The sequence below is a fragment of the Curtobacterium sp. MEB011 genome (assembly GCF_030209655.1).
Taxonomy (GTDB): Bacteria; Actinomycetota; Actinomycetes; order Actinomycetales; family Microbacteriaceae; genus Curtobacterium; species Curtobacterium poinsettiae.
This window is the reverse complement of record NZ_JARVRN010000001.1, coordinates 187,960-203,485: the sequence shown is the minus strand read 5'-3', so window position 1 is coordinate 203,485 and position 15,526 is coordinate 187,960. Positions and strand designations below refer to the sequence as shown.

Here is a 15,526-nt window from a genome sequence, read left to right as displayed (position 1 = left end):
GGGACGCAGCGCTGCGCGCTGCCACAGCGACCTTACATGCAACTGATAATCGTTATCACTCGCAGGACACGAGCAGTCGGGACAAACGGGAGGCCCGGTGTCAACTGACACCGGGCCTCCTGTCCGTCAGGGGGTCAGACCACGGCGCGCAATGCGTCCGCGATGCCCGTCAGGGCCACGTCGACCTCGTCGGCCACGCGCTGATGCGTCGCCGTCGAGCGACGGTAGGGGTCGTCCACGTCGTCGTCGGCCGGGTCGGCGGGCGGCGGGACCGTGCCCCGCAGCCGGGCGACGCGCTCCACGAGTTCCTGCGGGGTCGTCACGTCGGCCAGGTCACCGGGCTCGAGGCCGGCGAGCACCCGCGCGAACTGCTTGATCGTGAAGGTCCGCTTGGAGGCCCGGGGCGCCAGGGAGACGGCGGCTGCACGGTGCGATCGCTCCGCGGTCAGCACCAGGTCAGCGCTCGCGACGATCTCGGCCGTCAGGTACCGCGACCGGTGCGCCGAGGGGGCGCCCCCGAGCCGGACGGACTGCTCGGCCGCGGCGGCGTCCATCGCGGCGCCGTCGTCGGCGATGGTGCCGGCCGACTCGACCACGAACGCGGGGGCGTCCGGGCCGAGTCGTGCCGTCAGGACCTGCGCGCCGAGCGGCGACCGGCAGATGTTGCCGCTGCAGACGAACAGGATCCGCATCGTCACGCTGCGTCGGTGCGCTCGCCGGCGCGCTGGTCGGCACGCTCGTCGTCGCCGAGCAGGTCGTGCCGCACGACGATGGCGTCACGGCCGGGGCCGACACCGATCGCGGAGATCCGTGCGCCGGACATCGCCTCGATCGCCAGGACGTAGTCCTGCGCGTTCTTCGGCAGGTCGTCGAAGGTGCGGGCTCCGGTGATGTCCTCGGTCCAGCCGGGGAACTCCTGGTACACCGGCTTCGCGTGGTGGAAGTCGGACTGGTTGACCGGGACCTCGTCGACGCGGACGCCGTCGACCTCGTACGCGACGCACACCGGGATCGTCTCGAGCCCGGTCAGGACGTCGAGCTTGGTGAGCACGAAGTCGGTCACACCGTTGATGCGTGCCGTGTAGCGGGCGATCGGGGCGTCGTACCAGCCACAGCGGCGCGGGCGGCCGGTGGTGGTGCCGAACTCGAAGCCGTTGGCGCGCAGGAACTCGCCCGACTCGTCGAACAGCTCGGTCGGGAACGGACCGGCGCCGACGCGGGTCGTGTACGCCTTGACGATGCCGATGATCCGCTCGAGCTTGCCCGGGCCGATGCCCGAACCGGTCGCGGCGCCACCGGCGGTCGCGGACGACGAGGTGACGAACGGGTAGGTGCCGTGGTCGACGTCGAGCATGGTGGCCTGGCCGGCTTCGAACAGGACGGTCTCGCCGCGCTCGAGCGCACGGTGGATCTCGAGGGCGGTGTCGGCGACCATCGGGCGCAGGCGCTCGGCGAACGAGAGCAGCGACTCGACGACTTCTTCCGGGTCGATCGCGCGGCGGTTGAAGACCTTGACCAGCAGGTGGTTCTTCTGGTCGAGCGCGGCCTCGACCTTCTGGCGCAGGATGTTCTCGTCGAAGATGTCCTGGATCCGGATCCCGACGCGGTTGATCTTGTCGGCGTAGGTCGGGCCGATACCGCGACCGGTGGTGCCGATCTGGCGCTTGCCCAGGAACCGCTCGGTCACCTTGTCGACGGTGCGGTGGTAGTGCGTGATGACGTGGGCGTTGGCCGACACGAGGAGCTTCGAGACGTCGACGCCGCGGGCACGCAGGGCGTCGAGTTCCTGGAACAGCACCTCGAGGTCGACGACGACGCCGTTGCCGATGATCGGGGTCACGCCGGGCGTCAGGATGCCGGAGGGCAGCAGGTGCAGGGCGTACTTCTCGCCGCCGACGACGACGGTGTGGCCGGCGTTGTTGCCGCCGTTGAACTTCACGACGTAGTCGATGCGGGAGCCGAGGAGGTCGGTGGCCTTCCCCTTGCCCTCGTCGCCCCACTGGGCGCCGATGATGACTGCTGCGGGCATCTGGTTCTCCTCACGTTGGCGGAGGACCGCACACGGCCGTCCGGGCCGGTGGTCCACCCGAGTCTATCGGCTGGTCACCTGCGCGCCACCCGGCGTGACGCCCCTGTGGACGGCGCGCTGCGCGAGGCTCCGGACGCGACCAGACGGACGGACGGGAGGCGCGGTGCCAGCTGGCACCGCGCCTCCCCTCCGTCGTCCGGTGCGTCCCGGACCGTCCGACGGTGTCCGGATCAGCTCCGGAAGAAGTCCTGGTACGACGGGTCCCCGACGAGCTGGGAGTGCCCCGGCTCGGCCAGACGCTGCTCGATCATGGCCTGGATGACGTCCGGCGGAGTGAGTCCACGACGGCGCCACTCGACCGGGTTGGACCGGAGCTGGTTCAGCGTGCTCTGCATGGGAGCCACACTGGCACCGGTTCACTAGTTTGTCTAACTACCTGTCCCGAACACGCGTTCCGGGCGACGAAGGAGCAGGAGATGCCCGGTCCCCACGAGGGACCCGACATCTCCTGCTCACCGTGTGGCGCGCGAACCGCGCCCCGGCTCCGTCCTAGCGGCGCGTGACCTTCGCGGTCGCGCCGGACTTCGCCGTACCGTCCTCGTACCCGGAGGCATGGGCGGTCACCCGCACGCTGATGCGGTGCCCGAGGTCGGACGAGCCGAGCGTGACCTTCGACCCCGTGGCCGACTTCACGACCTTGCCGTCACGCAGCCACTGGTACTTGTACGTCGCCTTCGTCGTGCTCCAGGTGCCGTGCTTCGCGGTGAGGGTCGAGCCGACCTTCGCCGTCCCGCTCACCGTGACCTTGCTCCCCTTCGCCAGCGCGAGCTTCGGCGGGACCACGTTGATGGTCGACGTGTCGGCCTGCTTGCCCGCCGCGTTGTCGAGGTGGAGCAGCAGCACCGTCGCCTTGGTGACACCCGAGGCGCGGGTGACCGTCAGCGAGTCGGCGTCGGCGAACAGCACGCCGGTGGCGCCGTCCTGCGAGAACGACAGCTTCGGCTTGGTCGGGTCGAACGTGACCGGCTTGGTCTCGTCCACCACCGACGAACCACTGGTGGCGGCACCCGGGGCGTAGGCCGACTCGGTCAGCACGGTGTAGTCGAACTTCGTCGACGCGCCGATCGCCGAGGCACCGACGGTCAGCACCTTGACGGAGCTGTCGAAGGTGTTGACGTCCTGGCCGGCCGCTCCGCCGTTGAGCGGCTGTGCGTCGACCGTCTTGCCCGTTGCCAGGTTCATCGTCGTCGCGAGCGTGGCGTCGATGGTGGCCGACTTCGCGTCGTACACCAGGTAGTCGGGCTCACCGTCACGGTTCGTGTCGATGAGGACCTCGACGTTGGTCACGGCACCGGGGTCGGCATCCGGACCGGCGGTCTGCACACCGAACGCGATGGTGCCCGACGCCTTGTCGTACGACGCACCGTAGGAACGGACGTCGGCCGCCAGCAGCGACTGCTCCGCCGAACCCTCGGGGAACGTCTCGGCCGGGTCGGTGCCACCGAGCACGAACGGGGCGACGGCCGCGTGGTAGCCGGTCGTCAGGCCGCCCTGGTCGAGCGTGCGGCCCTTGAGCGTGAGCTCGGCCGACTTGCCCGGCCCCGTGAAGGGGACCGTGGTCCGCGCACGCACCGCACTGACGGGTTTCGGTGCCACGTAGACACCGAGGCGCATCGGGTTGAGCGTGCTGTCGGTCGGCGCGAAGGCCACGATGCCCGAGGCAGCGGTCACGAACTCGCGCTGGTAACCCTTCTGGACGGCGTCCTGCGTCGGGTCGATGACACGACGGAGCTTCGTCGGGTCGGCGACCGAGAACGTCAGCGTGACCGAAGCGGAGCCGTTGGCGGGCACCGTCACCTGCTTCGAGCTGAGCGCGAAGGTCACACCCGGCTGCGACACCTGCGGCTGGTACGACACGTCGTACGTGTGCGCCGTGCTGTCGGTGTTGTCGACCTGCAGGGTGCGGGTCTCGCTCGTCCCGCTCGCGACCTCGACGACACCGAACGACGCGGTGACGAGCTGGTCGTTCTCGGCGCTGCGGACCGTGGTGCCGGCGGTGACCGCCTGCAGCGCGTCCACGCGACCGGTGCCCTGGCGGAGCAGGGTGGCCGAACGGTTGCCGTCCTTCACGTCGTGCGTCGCCGTGTTCATCAGCGCCGCCTTGACCTGCGGGGCAGACCAGGTCGGGTGCGACTGGAACGTCAGCGCCGCGATGCCCGCGACGTCCGGCGTGGCCATCGAGGTGCCGCTCATCGACATGCGGCCGTCACCGGTGCCGTTCGCCGCCGAGATCACGTTGACCCCGGGGCCGGCGATGTCCGGCTTGACGATGTCGTCGAACGACCCGTGCACACCACGGCTGGTGAACGACGCGAGCGTGTTCACGGCGTCCGCCTCGATGGCGACCTCGAAGCCCTTCAGCTCGTCCGCGAAGCGCACGTGCAGGGTCCCCGCCTTCGCGGTGGCCTGGAGGCTCGCCACGCTCTTCGCGGTCAGCTCGGCACCCGGGATGGTCGCGTTGCCACCGATGCCGGATTCGAACGTGTCGAGCGTGCCCGCCAGCAGGACACCGACACCGCCGGCGGCCTCGACGTTGTCGAAGCGCACGGCGGAACCGCACTCGAGCGCGGCGTCCGTCCACTTCAGCCAGACGACCTTGCCCTTGATCTTCGCGGCGTCGGCGGCGCTGAACGCGGCACAGCCGTCGATGTTCGCGGTCGGGACGACGACGTCGCCCTCGACCGGCAGGGTGCCCTTGAAGTTGGACGAGTACTGCGACCGGTAGGTCTTCGCGACGTCGGCCGGTGCGGTGACCTGCACGCCGTCGTAGAGCGACTGGCCGGTGGCGCTCGCGGCGACGGTGAGCGCACCCTCGGCGTTGCCCGGCGAACCACCGATGTCGGTGAAGTCGTCGGCGTTGCCCGAGGCGATCACGGGGAGCACGCCCCGCGCGGTCAGTGCGTCGATCTTGGCGTTGTCGGGGTCGTCCGGTGCACCGTAGTCGGAGCCGAGCGACAGGTTCAGGACGTTGATGTCCTTGCCCTCGGTGAGCGCCTTGCCCACCCAGTCGAGCGCGGCACCGGTGACGTCGGTCGAACCGCCGTTGTCACCGAAGACCTTCAGGGCGTACAGGCCGGCCTCGGGCGCGGTGCCCGGACCGATCCACATGTCCTGCACCTGCTGCGTGGTGAGCTTGGTGTAGTCGCCGTCGAACTGCTGCTTGTCGGCGGTCAGGCCGTAGCCCGCGATCGAGCCGGACACGTGCGTGCCGTGGTCGCCGCCCTTGCCGTCGATCGGGTTGTCGTCGGGAGCCGGCACCGGGTCGTAGGTGTTCGGGTCCTCGGGGTTGGCGTTGTACGTCGCACCGGCGAAGTCGTACCCGCCCAGGAACTTCGACGCGTCGTACAGGCTCGGGTCCGGGGCGCCGCTGCTCGCGTTCGCCAGGGCCTGCTGGTACGCCTCGGTGGTGCCGGGGCCGCCGAAGTCGGCCTGCGTGTAGTCGAGACCGGTGTCGAGGACGGCGACGTTGACGCCCTTGCCGGTGTGGCCGGTCTGCTGCCAGGCGTTGAGCGAGCGCGTGTAGACGTCGCTCGCGGCGTTCTTCGGCGAGACTCCGTCGGCACCGGGGCGCACCAGGCTCGGGTCGACGCCCGAGGGAGCGGCGTCGGCGTTCTCGTTGACCGTCGGCTCGACGATCTTCTTCGGCGTGAGCGGGATGATGCTCTCGACGTCGGAGCGCTCGGCGATCTTCCGGAACGCGTCGACGTCGGCGACGACCGCGACGCCGGGCACGGTGTACTCGGTCGAGTAGAGCTCGGTCGCGTCGGCATCGGCGCGCTTGACGGCCGACCGCACCGCGGCGACGGTGGACTGGATCGCCTCGACGCGGTCCGCGGCGGCGGAGGACTGCCTGCGCGACTGGGTCAGGTCGCCGCCCTTGGCCTTGGCGTCCACCTCGAGGGCGCCCTGGCCGGTCGTGCGCACGAACGCCGCGACGGTCTTCGTCGGCTTGGCGTCGCGGAGCGGCGCGGAGAGCTTGAGGTCGGCCACCGGGATCCCGGCCGGAGCAGCGGAGGCCGCGCCCCCGACTGCGAGACCGCCGCATGCGAGGGCCGCGACGGCGATGCCGGCGGTCAGGACGCGGGTGAAGCGATGGGGGGTGGGTTTCGGGTCGGTGTTCGGTGTTGCACGGTTCAAAGAGGGCACTCCAGGCTCAGTCCGTGGTTCGCATGAGATTCCTGTGAAGCTATGCGTTCGTTCTCAGGGAAGACAGTCCGCACTTTGGGGGACACCCCTCGTCCAGGGGACGGAACCTGTTAAGTTGCACACACGTGTGCACGTTATTACGATGGGGTGCGTGACCACCACCGAGCACCCCTCCCGCGCGCCCCGCCGCGACGCCACGGAGAACCGGGCAGCACTCCTCGACGCGGCGCGGACCTGCCTGCAGCAGGACCCGGACGCCTCCATCGAGACGATCGCCGCCGCGGCCGGCCTCTCGCGTCGCGCGGTGTACGGGCACTTCCCCTCGCGCGACGACCTGGTGCGCGAGGTCGTGACCGCCGGCGCCGCCCGGATCGCCGCCGCCATGCCCACCGCCTCGGACCTGCAGGGGCTCCCGCCGGCCGCACGCCTGGCAGCCATCGCGGTGACGCTCTGGACCGAGGTCTCGCACGTCCGCTCGATGGCCCGGATCGCCGTGCGCAGCCCCTTCGCCGAACCCGTCGCCGAGGTCTTCGCCCCGTTGCGCTCACAGGTGCGTCAGGCGTGCGCGCTCGGCATCGCCGACGGCGCGATGCGGGACGACGTCGACCCCGAGACCCTCGGCCGCCTGGTCGAGGGCGCGTGCATCGCCGTCCTCGACGAAGCCACCCGCTCCGGCACGAGCGACGAGGACGGACGGCGGATGGTGGTGGTGTCGGCGCTGGGCACGGCCGGCATCGACTGGCGCACCGCACTGCTCTCCGAACCCGCAGCTCCCGCTCCCGCTCCCGCCCCGAAGGACCACGCATGACCCTCGAACTCGACCACGTCGGCATCGGCGAGGAGCCCGGCGCACCCCTGCCCGTCGTCTCCGCCGTCGCCGCGCCCGGACGCCCGGGGGTCCTCGCCGTCGAGACCGAGCAGGCACCCGTGCTCGCGTCCCTCGTCGCCGGTGGCCGCATGCAGCCCGACACCGGCCGCCTGCTGCTCGACGGGCACGAGGACCCGGCAGCCGTCCGCCGCGCGTTCGCGCTGGTCGACACCCCCGGGATCGCCGAACCCTTCCCCGTCCTGACCCTCAAGCAGATCGTGCGCGAGGAACTCGCGTTCGCCGGGCAGCGCCCGAACCGCGAGCACGTCGACACGGTGCTCGACGAGCTCGGGCTGCGGGACTACGTCGACACCGCCGTGCAGCGGGTCCCGACGGCCGTGCGCATCCGGCTGCTCGTCGAGCTCGCGCTGCTCCGCGACGGTGTCACCGGCATCGTGATCACCTCGCCCGAGCGGCACGGCGGCGCCGTCGAGGACTGGTTCCAGGTGGTCCGCGACGTCGCCCGACGGGGCGTGACCGTGGTGCTGGTGACCTCGAAGGCCGCCGCCGCGACCGTCGAGCACCTGCTCGACACGATCGAGACGCACGACGACGTCGCGACGCACGACGACGTCGCGGCGCCCGGCGTCGCAGAGACGCTCGAACAGCCCCAGACCGAGGACCCCGAGGACGTGGCCCGAACCGACGGAACCGAGCCGGGCCTCCCGGCCGCTCCTTCCGTCACCACAGCATCCGCAACCGTCCCGACGGAGGCACAGAAGTGACCACCACCTCGCTCGTCCGCGCAGAACTCGCGCGGCTCACCGCGACCCCGCTCGCACGCCTGGCGTTCATCGCGCTGATGATCGTGCCGCTGCTCTACGGCGGCGCCTACCTGTGGGCGAACCGCGACCCGTACGCGAAGCTCGACCAGATCCCCGCCGCGATCGTGGACCTCGACGCCGGCGCAACGCTGGACGGCGACCAGGTCGACTACGGCAAGGACGTCACGAAGGAGGCCATCGACGGCGCTGACTTCAAGTGGACGAAGACGAGCGCCGCCGACGCCCGCTCCGGTGTCCGGAACGGCACCTACGACTTCGTCGTCACCATCCCGCACGACTTCTCCGAGCACCTGGTGTCCGCGCAGTCCGACGACCCGACCCAGGCGAAGCTCGTCATGACGACGGCCGACACGAACTCGTACCTGGCCTCGACCATCGCCGAGCAGGCGGGCAAGACCATGCGCACCGCCGTCGCCGAGCGCGTCGGCAAGCAGGCCGCGAAGACCCTGCTCGTCGGGCTCGCCGACGTCCGCGACAGCCTCGGCGATGCCGTCGACGGTGCCGATGAGCTCGCTTCCGGGGCCAAGAAGGCGGACCGGGGTGCCCACACGCTCGCGGACGGCACCGGCAAGCTGTCGTCCGGTGCGGCGGAGCTCGCCTCCGGCACGGCGTCGTTGCCGTCCCAGACCCAGCAGTTGGACAGCGGGGCGCAGCAGGTGGCGTCGGGGGCGTCGACCCTGGCGTCCGGGCTGGCCAGCGCGCAGCAGCAGACGGCGGCGCTGCCGTCGCAGACGCAGCAGTTGGACAGTGGGGCGCAGCGGGTCGCGGCCGGCAACAAGAAGCTCGCCGACACGGTCGACTCCTACAGCCCCGACGTCGAGTCGCTCCAGCCGCTGGACGCCAGGACGGTGATCGCAGGCATCACCGACAACCTGCCCGAGGGCGTCGAGCTCACGAAGGACCAGCAGACCGCCCTGGAGTCGTCCGTCACCGACGCCGTCACCCGGGTCAACAGCGCCGGCGCTTCGGCGAAGAAGACCTACGAGAGCACGAAGTCCTCGGTGGACAAGCTCCGAGACGGCTCCGCACAGGTCGCAGCCGGTACGTCGTCGCTCGCCTCCGCGGCGCCGACGCTCGCGTCCGGCATCTCCTCGGCGGCGACGGGGGCGTCCACGCTCGCATCGGGGGCCGCCCAGGTGGCCGACGGCACGTCGAAGCTGGCCTCGGCCGCTCCGACCCTGTCGTCCGGTGCATCGCAGCTCGCGACCGGTGCGAAGACCGCCGACCAGGGCGCCTCGTCGCTCGCGTCAGGGTTGGACAAGCTCACGACCGGCTCGTCGAAGCTCGCGTCGTCGCTCGACCAGGGCCGCACGAAGATCCCGGCGTCGAACGCCTCGGAGCGTGCGTCGCAGGCCTCGGTCATCTCCGACCCGGTCAAGGTCGGGGACGACAACGTCGCCGCCGCGTCGAACTACGGTGCCGGCCTCGCGCCGTTCTTCATCTCGCTCGCGGCCTGGATCGGCATGTACGCGCTGTTCCTCATCCTCAAGCCGATCTCGAAGCGTGCGATCACGGCGGTGCGGAAGCCCCTCGCGGTGGTGTTCGGCGGCTGGCTGACCCCGGCGCTCCTCGGCCTGGTGCAGATGGTGGCGCTGTTCTTCATCGTGCGCTTCGCCCTCGACCTGAACGTGGTGCACGTCGGTGGCACGATCGGGATCATGGTGCTGGCCTCGGCGACCTTCGCGGCGATCATCATGGCCCTCAACGTGCTGCTCGGCTCGGTGGGGCAGTTCCTCGGCCTGGTGCTCATGCTCGTGCAGCTCGTCACCGCCGGTGGGACGTTCCCGTGGCAGACGCTGCCTGGGCCGTTGGCGGCGCTGCACTTCGCGCTGCCGATGACGTACTCGGTCGACGCGATCCGGCAGACGATGTACGGCGGCAACCTCGGCGCCGCGTGGTCGGACGCGGGCGTGCTGCTCTGCTGGCTGCTCGGGGCGCTCCTGGTGTCCTTCGTGGTCACGGCGCGGCAGACCCGCTCCCGCACGCTGCGCGACCTGCGCCCGAGCCTGATCGGGTAGCGGGCGCGGGGCGGCGGCGCCGCGACATCGAGTGAGCAGAAGACGACGGGTGTGCAATGGCGACCCGTCGTCTTCTGCTCACTCGACGCGACCTCCGCGTGCAAGGAGCGTCTTCAGGTGCGCCACTGCGGCTGAGCGGTGCAGCGTCAGGTCGGACTTGGTCCACCGGACCACCACCCAGCCGAGTCGCTCCATCTCACGGTAGCGGCGGAGGTCACGGCCCCACTGCTCGGCGTCGGTCCGGTGGTGGTCGCCCTCGTACTCGATGACGATGCGCTGCTCCGGGTAGGCCATGTCGACACGGCCGACGAACCGACCGGCTTCGTCGAGCACGTTGACCTGCAGTTCGGGCTCGGGCAGCCCCGCGCGGACGATCGCCAGCCTCGCTCGGGTCTCCTGCGGCGACCCGGCGCCCACCCGCACGAGCTCGAGTGCAACGCGCAGCTTCCGCACGCCACGACGATTCCCCGCCCCGGCGAGCGCGGCGGCGAGGTCCTCCAGCGCGGTCGCGCAGGCCCGCGACGTGACGATGGCGTCACCCAGGACGACGAGCTCATCGAGTCCGAGCAGGTCACCGCACTCCACCCACAGCGTCGCGGGGCTGCTGGACGGAACACCCCAGCGTTGCCGGGTGCTCACCCGGTCAGCCGCCACGCGGTGCCCGACCACACCGACGCGCCGGGGCTGCGCCTGCGGGTGCACGCTGGTGATGTGCACCGGTGTGTCAGGACCGCACGGCACCGGCAGACCCCACAACACCGCCGCCGAGGTGTGGCTGACGAACTGTCCGGGCAACAGGACCGGCCGCAGTGCCTGGATGCGGCGGATCGGATCGGGTGGTCGGTCCCGGGGCCATCGGATCGATCGCGTCGGGCATGTCAGGTCCTTCCGCTGGAGTCGTTGTCGGGGAACTCCGGCTCGATCAGCCGCGCCGATGTCGAAGGCCCGGCCTCGCAGCGCCGGAGGGAGTGGTCGTGGTCGCATGCCGACACGCTCGCGCCCCGCGCCGACGCCCCGCTCACCGAACCGGAGTTCCGTGCAGAAGCGGCACCGCGCCTCCCCTGTGGAGGACTCGCGAACCCAAGGGAGTGAGCAGAAGACGACGAGTGGCTGTTCGGGACCCGTCGTCTTCTGCTCACTCGACCACCCGCACGCCCCACCCCGCCCGCCCGGCCATGTCACGTCAACCGCTACGATCGACGCACGAGCCAACGGAGGTCGAAGCGCATCATGGGAGACGGCAAGCCCGCGACCATCTACGACGTCGCCGCACGCGCCGGGGTCTCCAAGTCCCTCGTCTCCCTCGTGCTGCAGCGCTCCCCCCGGGTCAGCGACCAGCGGCGGGCCGCGGTGCTCAAGGCGATCCAGGAGCTCGACTACCGGCCCTCCACCGCGGCAGTGTCCCTCGCCGGCACCCGCAGCCGCACCATCGGTGTGGTGCTGGACGACTTCCGCAACCAGTGGTTCGTGGACCTGCTCACCGGCCTGCGCGAGAGCCTGCAGGACCAGGGGCACCGGCTCGTGGTCGCCGACCGCTTCCTCAACACGGGGCTCGACGCCTCACCGGTCGAGGGCTTCCTGTCCATGCGCGTCGAGGGCATCGTGATCGCCGGCGAGCCGACCACCGACCTGGCGATCCCCGCCTCGATGCCGCTCGTGATCGCCGGCGGCCGCGTCGCGATCCCCCGCGCCGACACGGTGGCGAACGACGACCACGCCGGCGGCGGCATCGCGGCGCACCACCTGCTCGACCTCGGGCACACCCGACTCGGGTTCGTCGGTGCGAGTTCGGCGGCCTCGGCGGAACGCCAGGCCGGGTTCGAGCAGGTAGCGGCGACACGTGCGTCCGTCGTCACGACGGTGCTGCCCGGCGAGCCCACCGAAGAGGCCGGTTCGCGTGCCCTCGGCATGCTCCTCGACGAGCACCCGGACGTCACGGCGGTCTTCGCCGCGAACGACGTGATGGCCCTGGGTGCCCTGTCCGAACTCGCTGAACGCGGGTTGCGCGTCCCCGAGGACGTCTCCGTCATCGGCTACGACGACACCCCCGTGGCCGCGATGCGGTACGTCGGCCTGACGAGCATCGACGACCGCAGTGTCGAGATCGGCCGCGGCGCCGGCGAGCGTCTGCTCGCCCGCATCGCCGATCCGCGGATCGCCGCGACGGAACTGCTCGTCGAACCCCGCCTGGTCGCGCGCCGCACCACCGCCGCGCGCTGACGCGGCACCCCTGCCCCCGGCCGGGAGGCCCGCCCCGCGTCCGTCACGCCCGCTTCGTGAGCAGGAATGGTCGGGTCCAGGGCCCGCACCCGACCGTTTCTGCTCACGACGTCGCGCCGGGCAACTCCGCGTGCTGGACGACCCAGCTGTGCATGACGATCGCCGCGGCGGCCGAGGCGTTGATGCTCCGCGTCGACCCGAACTGCGTGATCTCGAGGTGCGCGTCGGCACCGGCGACCGCCTGCTCGGTGAGTCCGGGGCCCTCCTGCCCGAACAGGAACACGCAGCGCTCCGGGATCGTCGCGGTCTCGATGCGTTCGGCACCCGGGGTGTTGTCGATGGCGACGACGGGACGCGCTTCATCGGCCATCGCGGCGAGGAACGCCTCGACGTCGGGGTGGTAGCGGACGTGCTGGTAGCGGTCGGTCACCATCGCCCCGCGCTTGTTCCACCGCCGCCGTCCGATGATGTGCACGGTGCCGGCGAGGAACGCGTTGGCGCTCCGCACGATCGAGCCGATGTTCAGGTCGTGCTGCCAGTTCTCGATCGCCACGTCGAACGCGTGCCGGCGGGTGTCGAGTTCAGCGACGATCGCGTCCATCGACCAGTACCGGTAGCGGTCGAGCACGTTCCGGGAGTCCCCGGCGGCCAGCAGCTCCGGGTCGAGCCTCGGGTCGTCGGGCCAGGGTTCCGGGTGCGGCCCCACCCCGTTGGTCGTCAGCTCGTGCGACGGTTCGGGCGCAGTGGTCACCCGACCAGCGTACGGCCGGGCGCGGGGTCGGGCGCCGCCGGCTCAGGCGGTGCGGGCGATGCGCGCCTCGATGCCGGCGATCAGGATGTCGAGGCCGAGCGCGAACCGGTCGTCGTAGGAGTGCTCGCCGAGGATCTCGCCCACCAGGCGGTGCCGCTCGGGTCGGCCGGCCTCGGAGTCCCCGCGTCCGACCTGCACCCCGGCGTGCCCGACCACGAAGTCGTACACGACGAAGAAGGCGTACATCGCCTCGGCCGGCGGCAGCCCGGCGTCCTGCAGGGCACCGACGACCTTCGCCACGACGGCGTCCGACTCGGTCGAGGCGAGCGGGGCCCGCTGGCTGTGCGACTCGAGCACGAGCGGGTGGGTGCGCATCAGGTCGCGGAACGTCGTGGCGAAGGTGCGGACGACGGCGTGCCACTCGTCGGGCCAGACGAAGGTGGCGGTGAACTCGTCGACCGTGCGGCGGACGAGTTCGGCGTGCAGGTCGTCCAGGCCGCCGATGGTCCGGTGCACGGTCATCGGGGCGACGCCGAGCCGGACGCCCAACGCACGGAAGGACAGCCGGTCGAGGCCGTCCTCGTTCGCGATGGTGGTGGCGGCGTCGATCACCTGCTCGCGGGAGAGCACGTTCGGGCGGCCTCGGCGTCGTCGCGGCGTCACCTCGAGCTCCGTCTCCGACACCGGGGTGGGTCGGGGCGCGGTGGACGGGGTTCCGGGTTCGACGAGCACGAGGGGGCCTCCTTGATTCGGTACGTGTCCCGAAAAGCGTAGGGCAAACCCGACCGCGGTTCGGTGTCTCGACCATCTCGGGTCTGGCAGCAGCGCGCAAGAGCCGCCCCGGGCCTCCCGGCCCTTTCCGAGCCGGCCACGAGCCGACGCGAGCCGGACCTGAACCCCTGCGCAGTAGGGTGAGGCCCATGGCGACCCGAGACGACGTCGAGTGCTGGCTGACCGACATGGACGGCGTGCTCGTCCACGAGAACCAGGCGCTCCCCGGCGCGCCGGAGCTCATCCAGCAGTGGCTCGACGACGGCACCGAGTTCCTCGTGCTGACGAACAACTCGATCTTCACGCCGCGCGACCTGAGCGCCCGGCTGCGGGGCTCCGGCCTGCACGTGCCCGAAGAGCGGATCTGGACGAGTGCGCTCGCGACGGCCGACTTCTGCAAGTCGCAGATGCCGGGCGGGTCCGCGTTCGTGATCGGCGAGGCCGGCATGACGACCGCCCTGCACGAGGCCGGGTTCATCATGACCGAGACCGCGCCCGACTACGTCGTCGTCGGCGAGACCCGCAACTACTCGTTCGAGGCGATCACGAAGGCCGTGCGGCTCATCCGCGACGGCGCACGGTTCATCGTGACGAACCCCGACGCCACCGGCCCGAGCGCCGAGGGCGTCCTGCCGGCCACCGGCGCCATCGCGGCCATGATCGAGAAGGCGACCGGCAAGCAGCCCTACGTGGTGGGCAAGCCGAACCCGATGATGTTCCGGTCGGCGATGAACCGGATCGGCGCGCACTCCGAGAACACCGGCATGATCGGCGACCGGATGGACACCGACGTGCAGGCCGGCATCGAGGCGGGGCTGCACACCGTGCTCGTGATGACGGGGATCAGCGACCAGGCCGAGATCGACCGGTACCCGTTCCGTCCGAGCGAGGTCATCTCCGGCGTGCACGAACTCGTGCGCACCGAGCCGTTCGAGGTCGAGCTCTAGCCCTGACGACCCACCGGCGTCGGGCCGTCGGCAGTGCGCCGGTGGCCGGTCAGTTGCCGGCAGCCGACTCGCGCCAGCGCGCCTGACCGATGATGTTCTGCGCGTAGGAGACCCGGTTGAACACGTCGACGCGCTGTTCCTCGGAGAAGACCTGCACGAACTCGGTGTGCGACTGGCCGTTCGCGGCCCAGATCGACACGGAGACGTTGCCCTGCGTCCGTCGCTCCTTCGCGAGCAGGAACAGGAGTCCGAGCAGGAAGAACCACACCGTGATGACGGTCATCACGATCGCCCACGTCGGGATGTGCGACGTCGACGACGACTGGTCCTGCGCGGTGATGTTCACCTGCGCGGCCGGCCAGGTCCCGCTCGGCGTGACGATGCGGTCCTGCGTCACCCCCACGGATCCGATCGAGACGAGTACTGGGCTCGGCGCCGGCGCCCCACCGGTCGGCTGCATGCTCATGGTGGAACCCTAGCGGCCCACGCACCCCGGGCCGCTTTCGGAGTGCAGCCTGCGCCGCGGGGGGGGTGGGTGGCGAGGTCGCACGCGGGGTGGGTGGCGGCGCTCGGTGGGCGGCAGCGGCGCACAGTGCGGAGTTGGGCAGCGGGCGCCGGGTTGGTGGTTCCGTGCGAGCCTGTGGCACCGCACCCAGCCGTCAAGCTCGCACCGCATGAACGAACCCGCACCGTGCCGAGCCCGGGGAGACGGGGCGCAGCCGGACACGTGGCCGGTGGCAGGCCGTGCGGTGGGCCGTTCGGTTGGCGGCGGCGCACGGTGCGAGGTTGGGCAGCTGGTGCCGCGGTGCTGGTTCGGTGCAAGCCTGCAGCGCCGCACCCAGCCGTCAAGCTCGCACCGCATGTACGAACCTGCACCGTGCCGAGCCCGGCGAGACAGAGCGGGCGCGAGGTTGGCGGCGGCGCACCGTGC

At 71.1% G+C, this 15,526-nt stretch carries 13 protein-coding genes; 5 read left to right on the top strand and 8 right to left on the bottom strand.

Going from position 1 to position 15,526, the window contains the following annotated elements; genetic code table 11:
* Nucleotides 1-134: 134 nt before the first annotated feature.
* The 4 genes from QRN30_RS00960 to QRN30_RS00945 all read right to left on the bottom strand — a co-directional run bounded on the left by QRN30_RS00960 (nucleotide 135) and on the right by QRN30_RS00945 (nucleotide 6,226).
* Nucleotides 135-692, bottom strand: a complete 558-nt coding sequence (locus tag QRN30_RS00960; protein WP_031259331.1) for an arsenate reductase/protein-tyrosine-phosphatase family protein — start codon at nucleotides 690-692, stop codon at nucleotides 135-137.
* 2 nt (nucleotides 693-694) lie between these two features.
* Nucleotides 695-2,029, bottom strand: a complete 1,335-nt coding sequence (locus QRN30_RS00955; RefSeq protein WP_017886319.1) for an adenylosuccinate synthase — start codon at nucleotides 2,027-2,029, stop codon at nucleotides 695-697.
* 230 nt (nucleotides 2,030-2,259) lie between these two features.
* Nucleotides 2,260-2,424, bottom strand: a complete 165-nt coding sequence (locus QRN30_RS00950; protein WP_159557278.1) for a hypothetical protein — start codon at nucleotides 2,422-2,424, stop codon at nucleotides 2,260-2,262.
* Nucleotides 2,425-2,578: 154 nt separating this feature from the next.
* Nucleotides 2,579-6,226: a S8 family peptidase gene (locus QRN30_RS00945; RefSeq protein WP_017886321.1), complete on the bottom strand. Its 3,648-nt coding sequence runs from the start codon at nucleotides 6,224-6,226 to the stop codon at nucleotides 2,579-2,581.
* A gap of 160 nt (nucleotides 6,227-6,386) precedes the next feature.
* Between QRN30_RS00945 and QRN30_RS00940 the strand changes: the two genes are divergently transcribed.
* Genes QRN30_RS00940 through QRN30_RS00930 form a run of 3 tightly spaced genes read left to right on the top strand, consistent with a single transcriptional unit; the run spans nucleotide 6,387 to nucleotide 9,906 of the window.
* Nucleotides 6,387-7,043: a TetR/AcrR family transcriptional regulator gene (locus QRN30_RS00940; protein ID WP_284760072.1), complete on the top strand. Its 657-nt coding sequence runs from the start codon at nucleotides 6,387-6,389 to the stop codon at nucleotides 7,041-7,043.
* Nucleotides 7,040-7,828 carry a hypothetical protein gene (locus QRN30_RS00935; protein WP_259551702.1) on the top strand — a complete coding sequence of 263 codons (789 nt, stop codon included), beginning with the start codon at nucleotides 7,040-7,042 and terminating at the stop codon, nucleotides 7,826-7,828. Before QRN30_RS00940 ends, QRN30_RS00935 begins: the two co-directional genes overlap by 4 nt.
* Complete coding sequence (locus QRN30_RS00930) at nucleotides 7,825-9,906, top strand: YhgE/Pip domain-containing protein (RefSeq protein ID WP_071250514.1); 2,082 nt, start codon at nucleotides 7,825-7,827, stop codon at nucleotides 9,904-9,906. Before QRN30_RS00935 ends, QRN30_RS00930 begins: the two co-directional genes overlap by 4 nt.
* A 78-nt stretch (nucleotides 9,907-9,984) precedes the next feature.
* Here the strand turns inward: QRN30_RS00930 and QRN30_RS00925 are convergent, their stop codons facing one another.
* Nucleotides 9,985-10,623, bottom strand: a complete 639-nt coding sequence (locus tag QRN30_RS00925; RefSeq protein WP_262118371.1) for an endonuclease domain-containing protein — start codon at nucleotides 10,621-10,623, stop codon at nucleotides 9,985-9,987.
* Nucleotides 10,624-11,136: 513 nt separating this feature from the next.
* On the opposite strand from QRN30_RS00925, the gene QRN30_RS00920 reads away from it, so the two are divergent.
* Complete coding sequence (locus tag QRN30_RS00920) at nucleotides 11,137-12,126, top strand: LacI family DNA-binding transcriptional regulator (protein WP_284760068.1); 990 nt, start codon at nucleotides 11,137-11,139, stop codon at nucleotides 12,124-12,126.
* 103 nt (nucleotides 12,127-12,229) lie between these two features.
* Here QRN30_RS00920 and QRN30_RS00915 read toward each other — a convergent pair whose 3' ends face one another.
* Together QRN30_RS00915 and QRN30_RS00910 are read right to left on the bottom strand one after the other, a co-directional pair.
* Entirely contained in the window at nucleotides 12,230-12,877 is a 648-nt protein-coding gene (locus tag QRN30_RS00915; protein ID WP_056069460.1) for a TrmH family RNA methyltransferase, read from the bottom strand.
* A gap of 42 nt (nucleotides 12,878-12,919) precedes the next feature.
* Nucleotides 12,920-13,609, bottom strand: a complete 690-nt coding sequence (locus tag QRN30_RS00910) for a TetR/AcrR family transcriptional regulator C-terminal domain-containing protein (protein ID WP_017886328.1) — start codon at nucleotides 13,607-13,609, stop codon at nucleotides 12,920-12,922.
* A 188-nt stretch (nucleotides 13,610-13,797) separates the two neighbouring features.
* On the opposite strand from QRN30_RS00910, the gene QRN30_RS00905 reads away from it, so the two are divergent.
* Nucleotides 13,798-14,595 (top strand): HAD-IIA family hydrolase, encoded by a 798-nt coding sequence (locus QRN30_RS00905; protein WP_017886329.1) that lies wholly within the window; start codon nucleotides 13,798-13,800, stop codon nucleotides 14,593-14,595.
* Nucleotides 14,596-14,644: 49 nt separating this feature from the next.
* Here the strand turns inward: QRN30_RS00905 and QRN30_RS00900 are convergent, their stop codons facing one another.
* Nucleotides 14,645-15,061 carry a hypothetical protein gene (locus tag QRN30_RS00900; RefSeq protein WP_042539144.1) on the bottom strand — a complete coding sequence of 139 codons (417 nt, stop codon included), beginning with the start codon at nucleotides 15,059-15,061 and terminating at the stop codon, nucleotides 14,645-14,647.
* Between the last annotated feature and the right edge of the window lie 465 nt (nucleotides 15,062-15,526).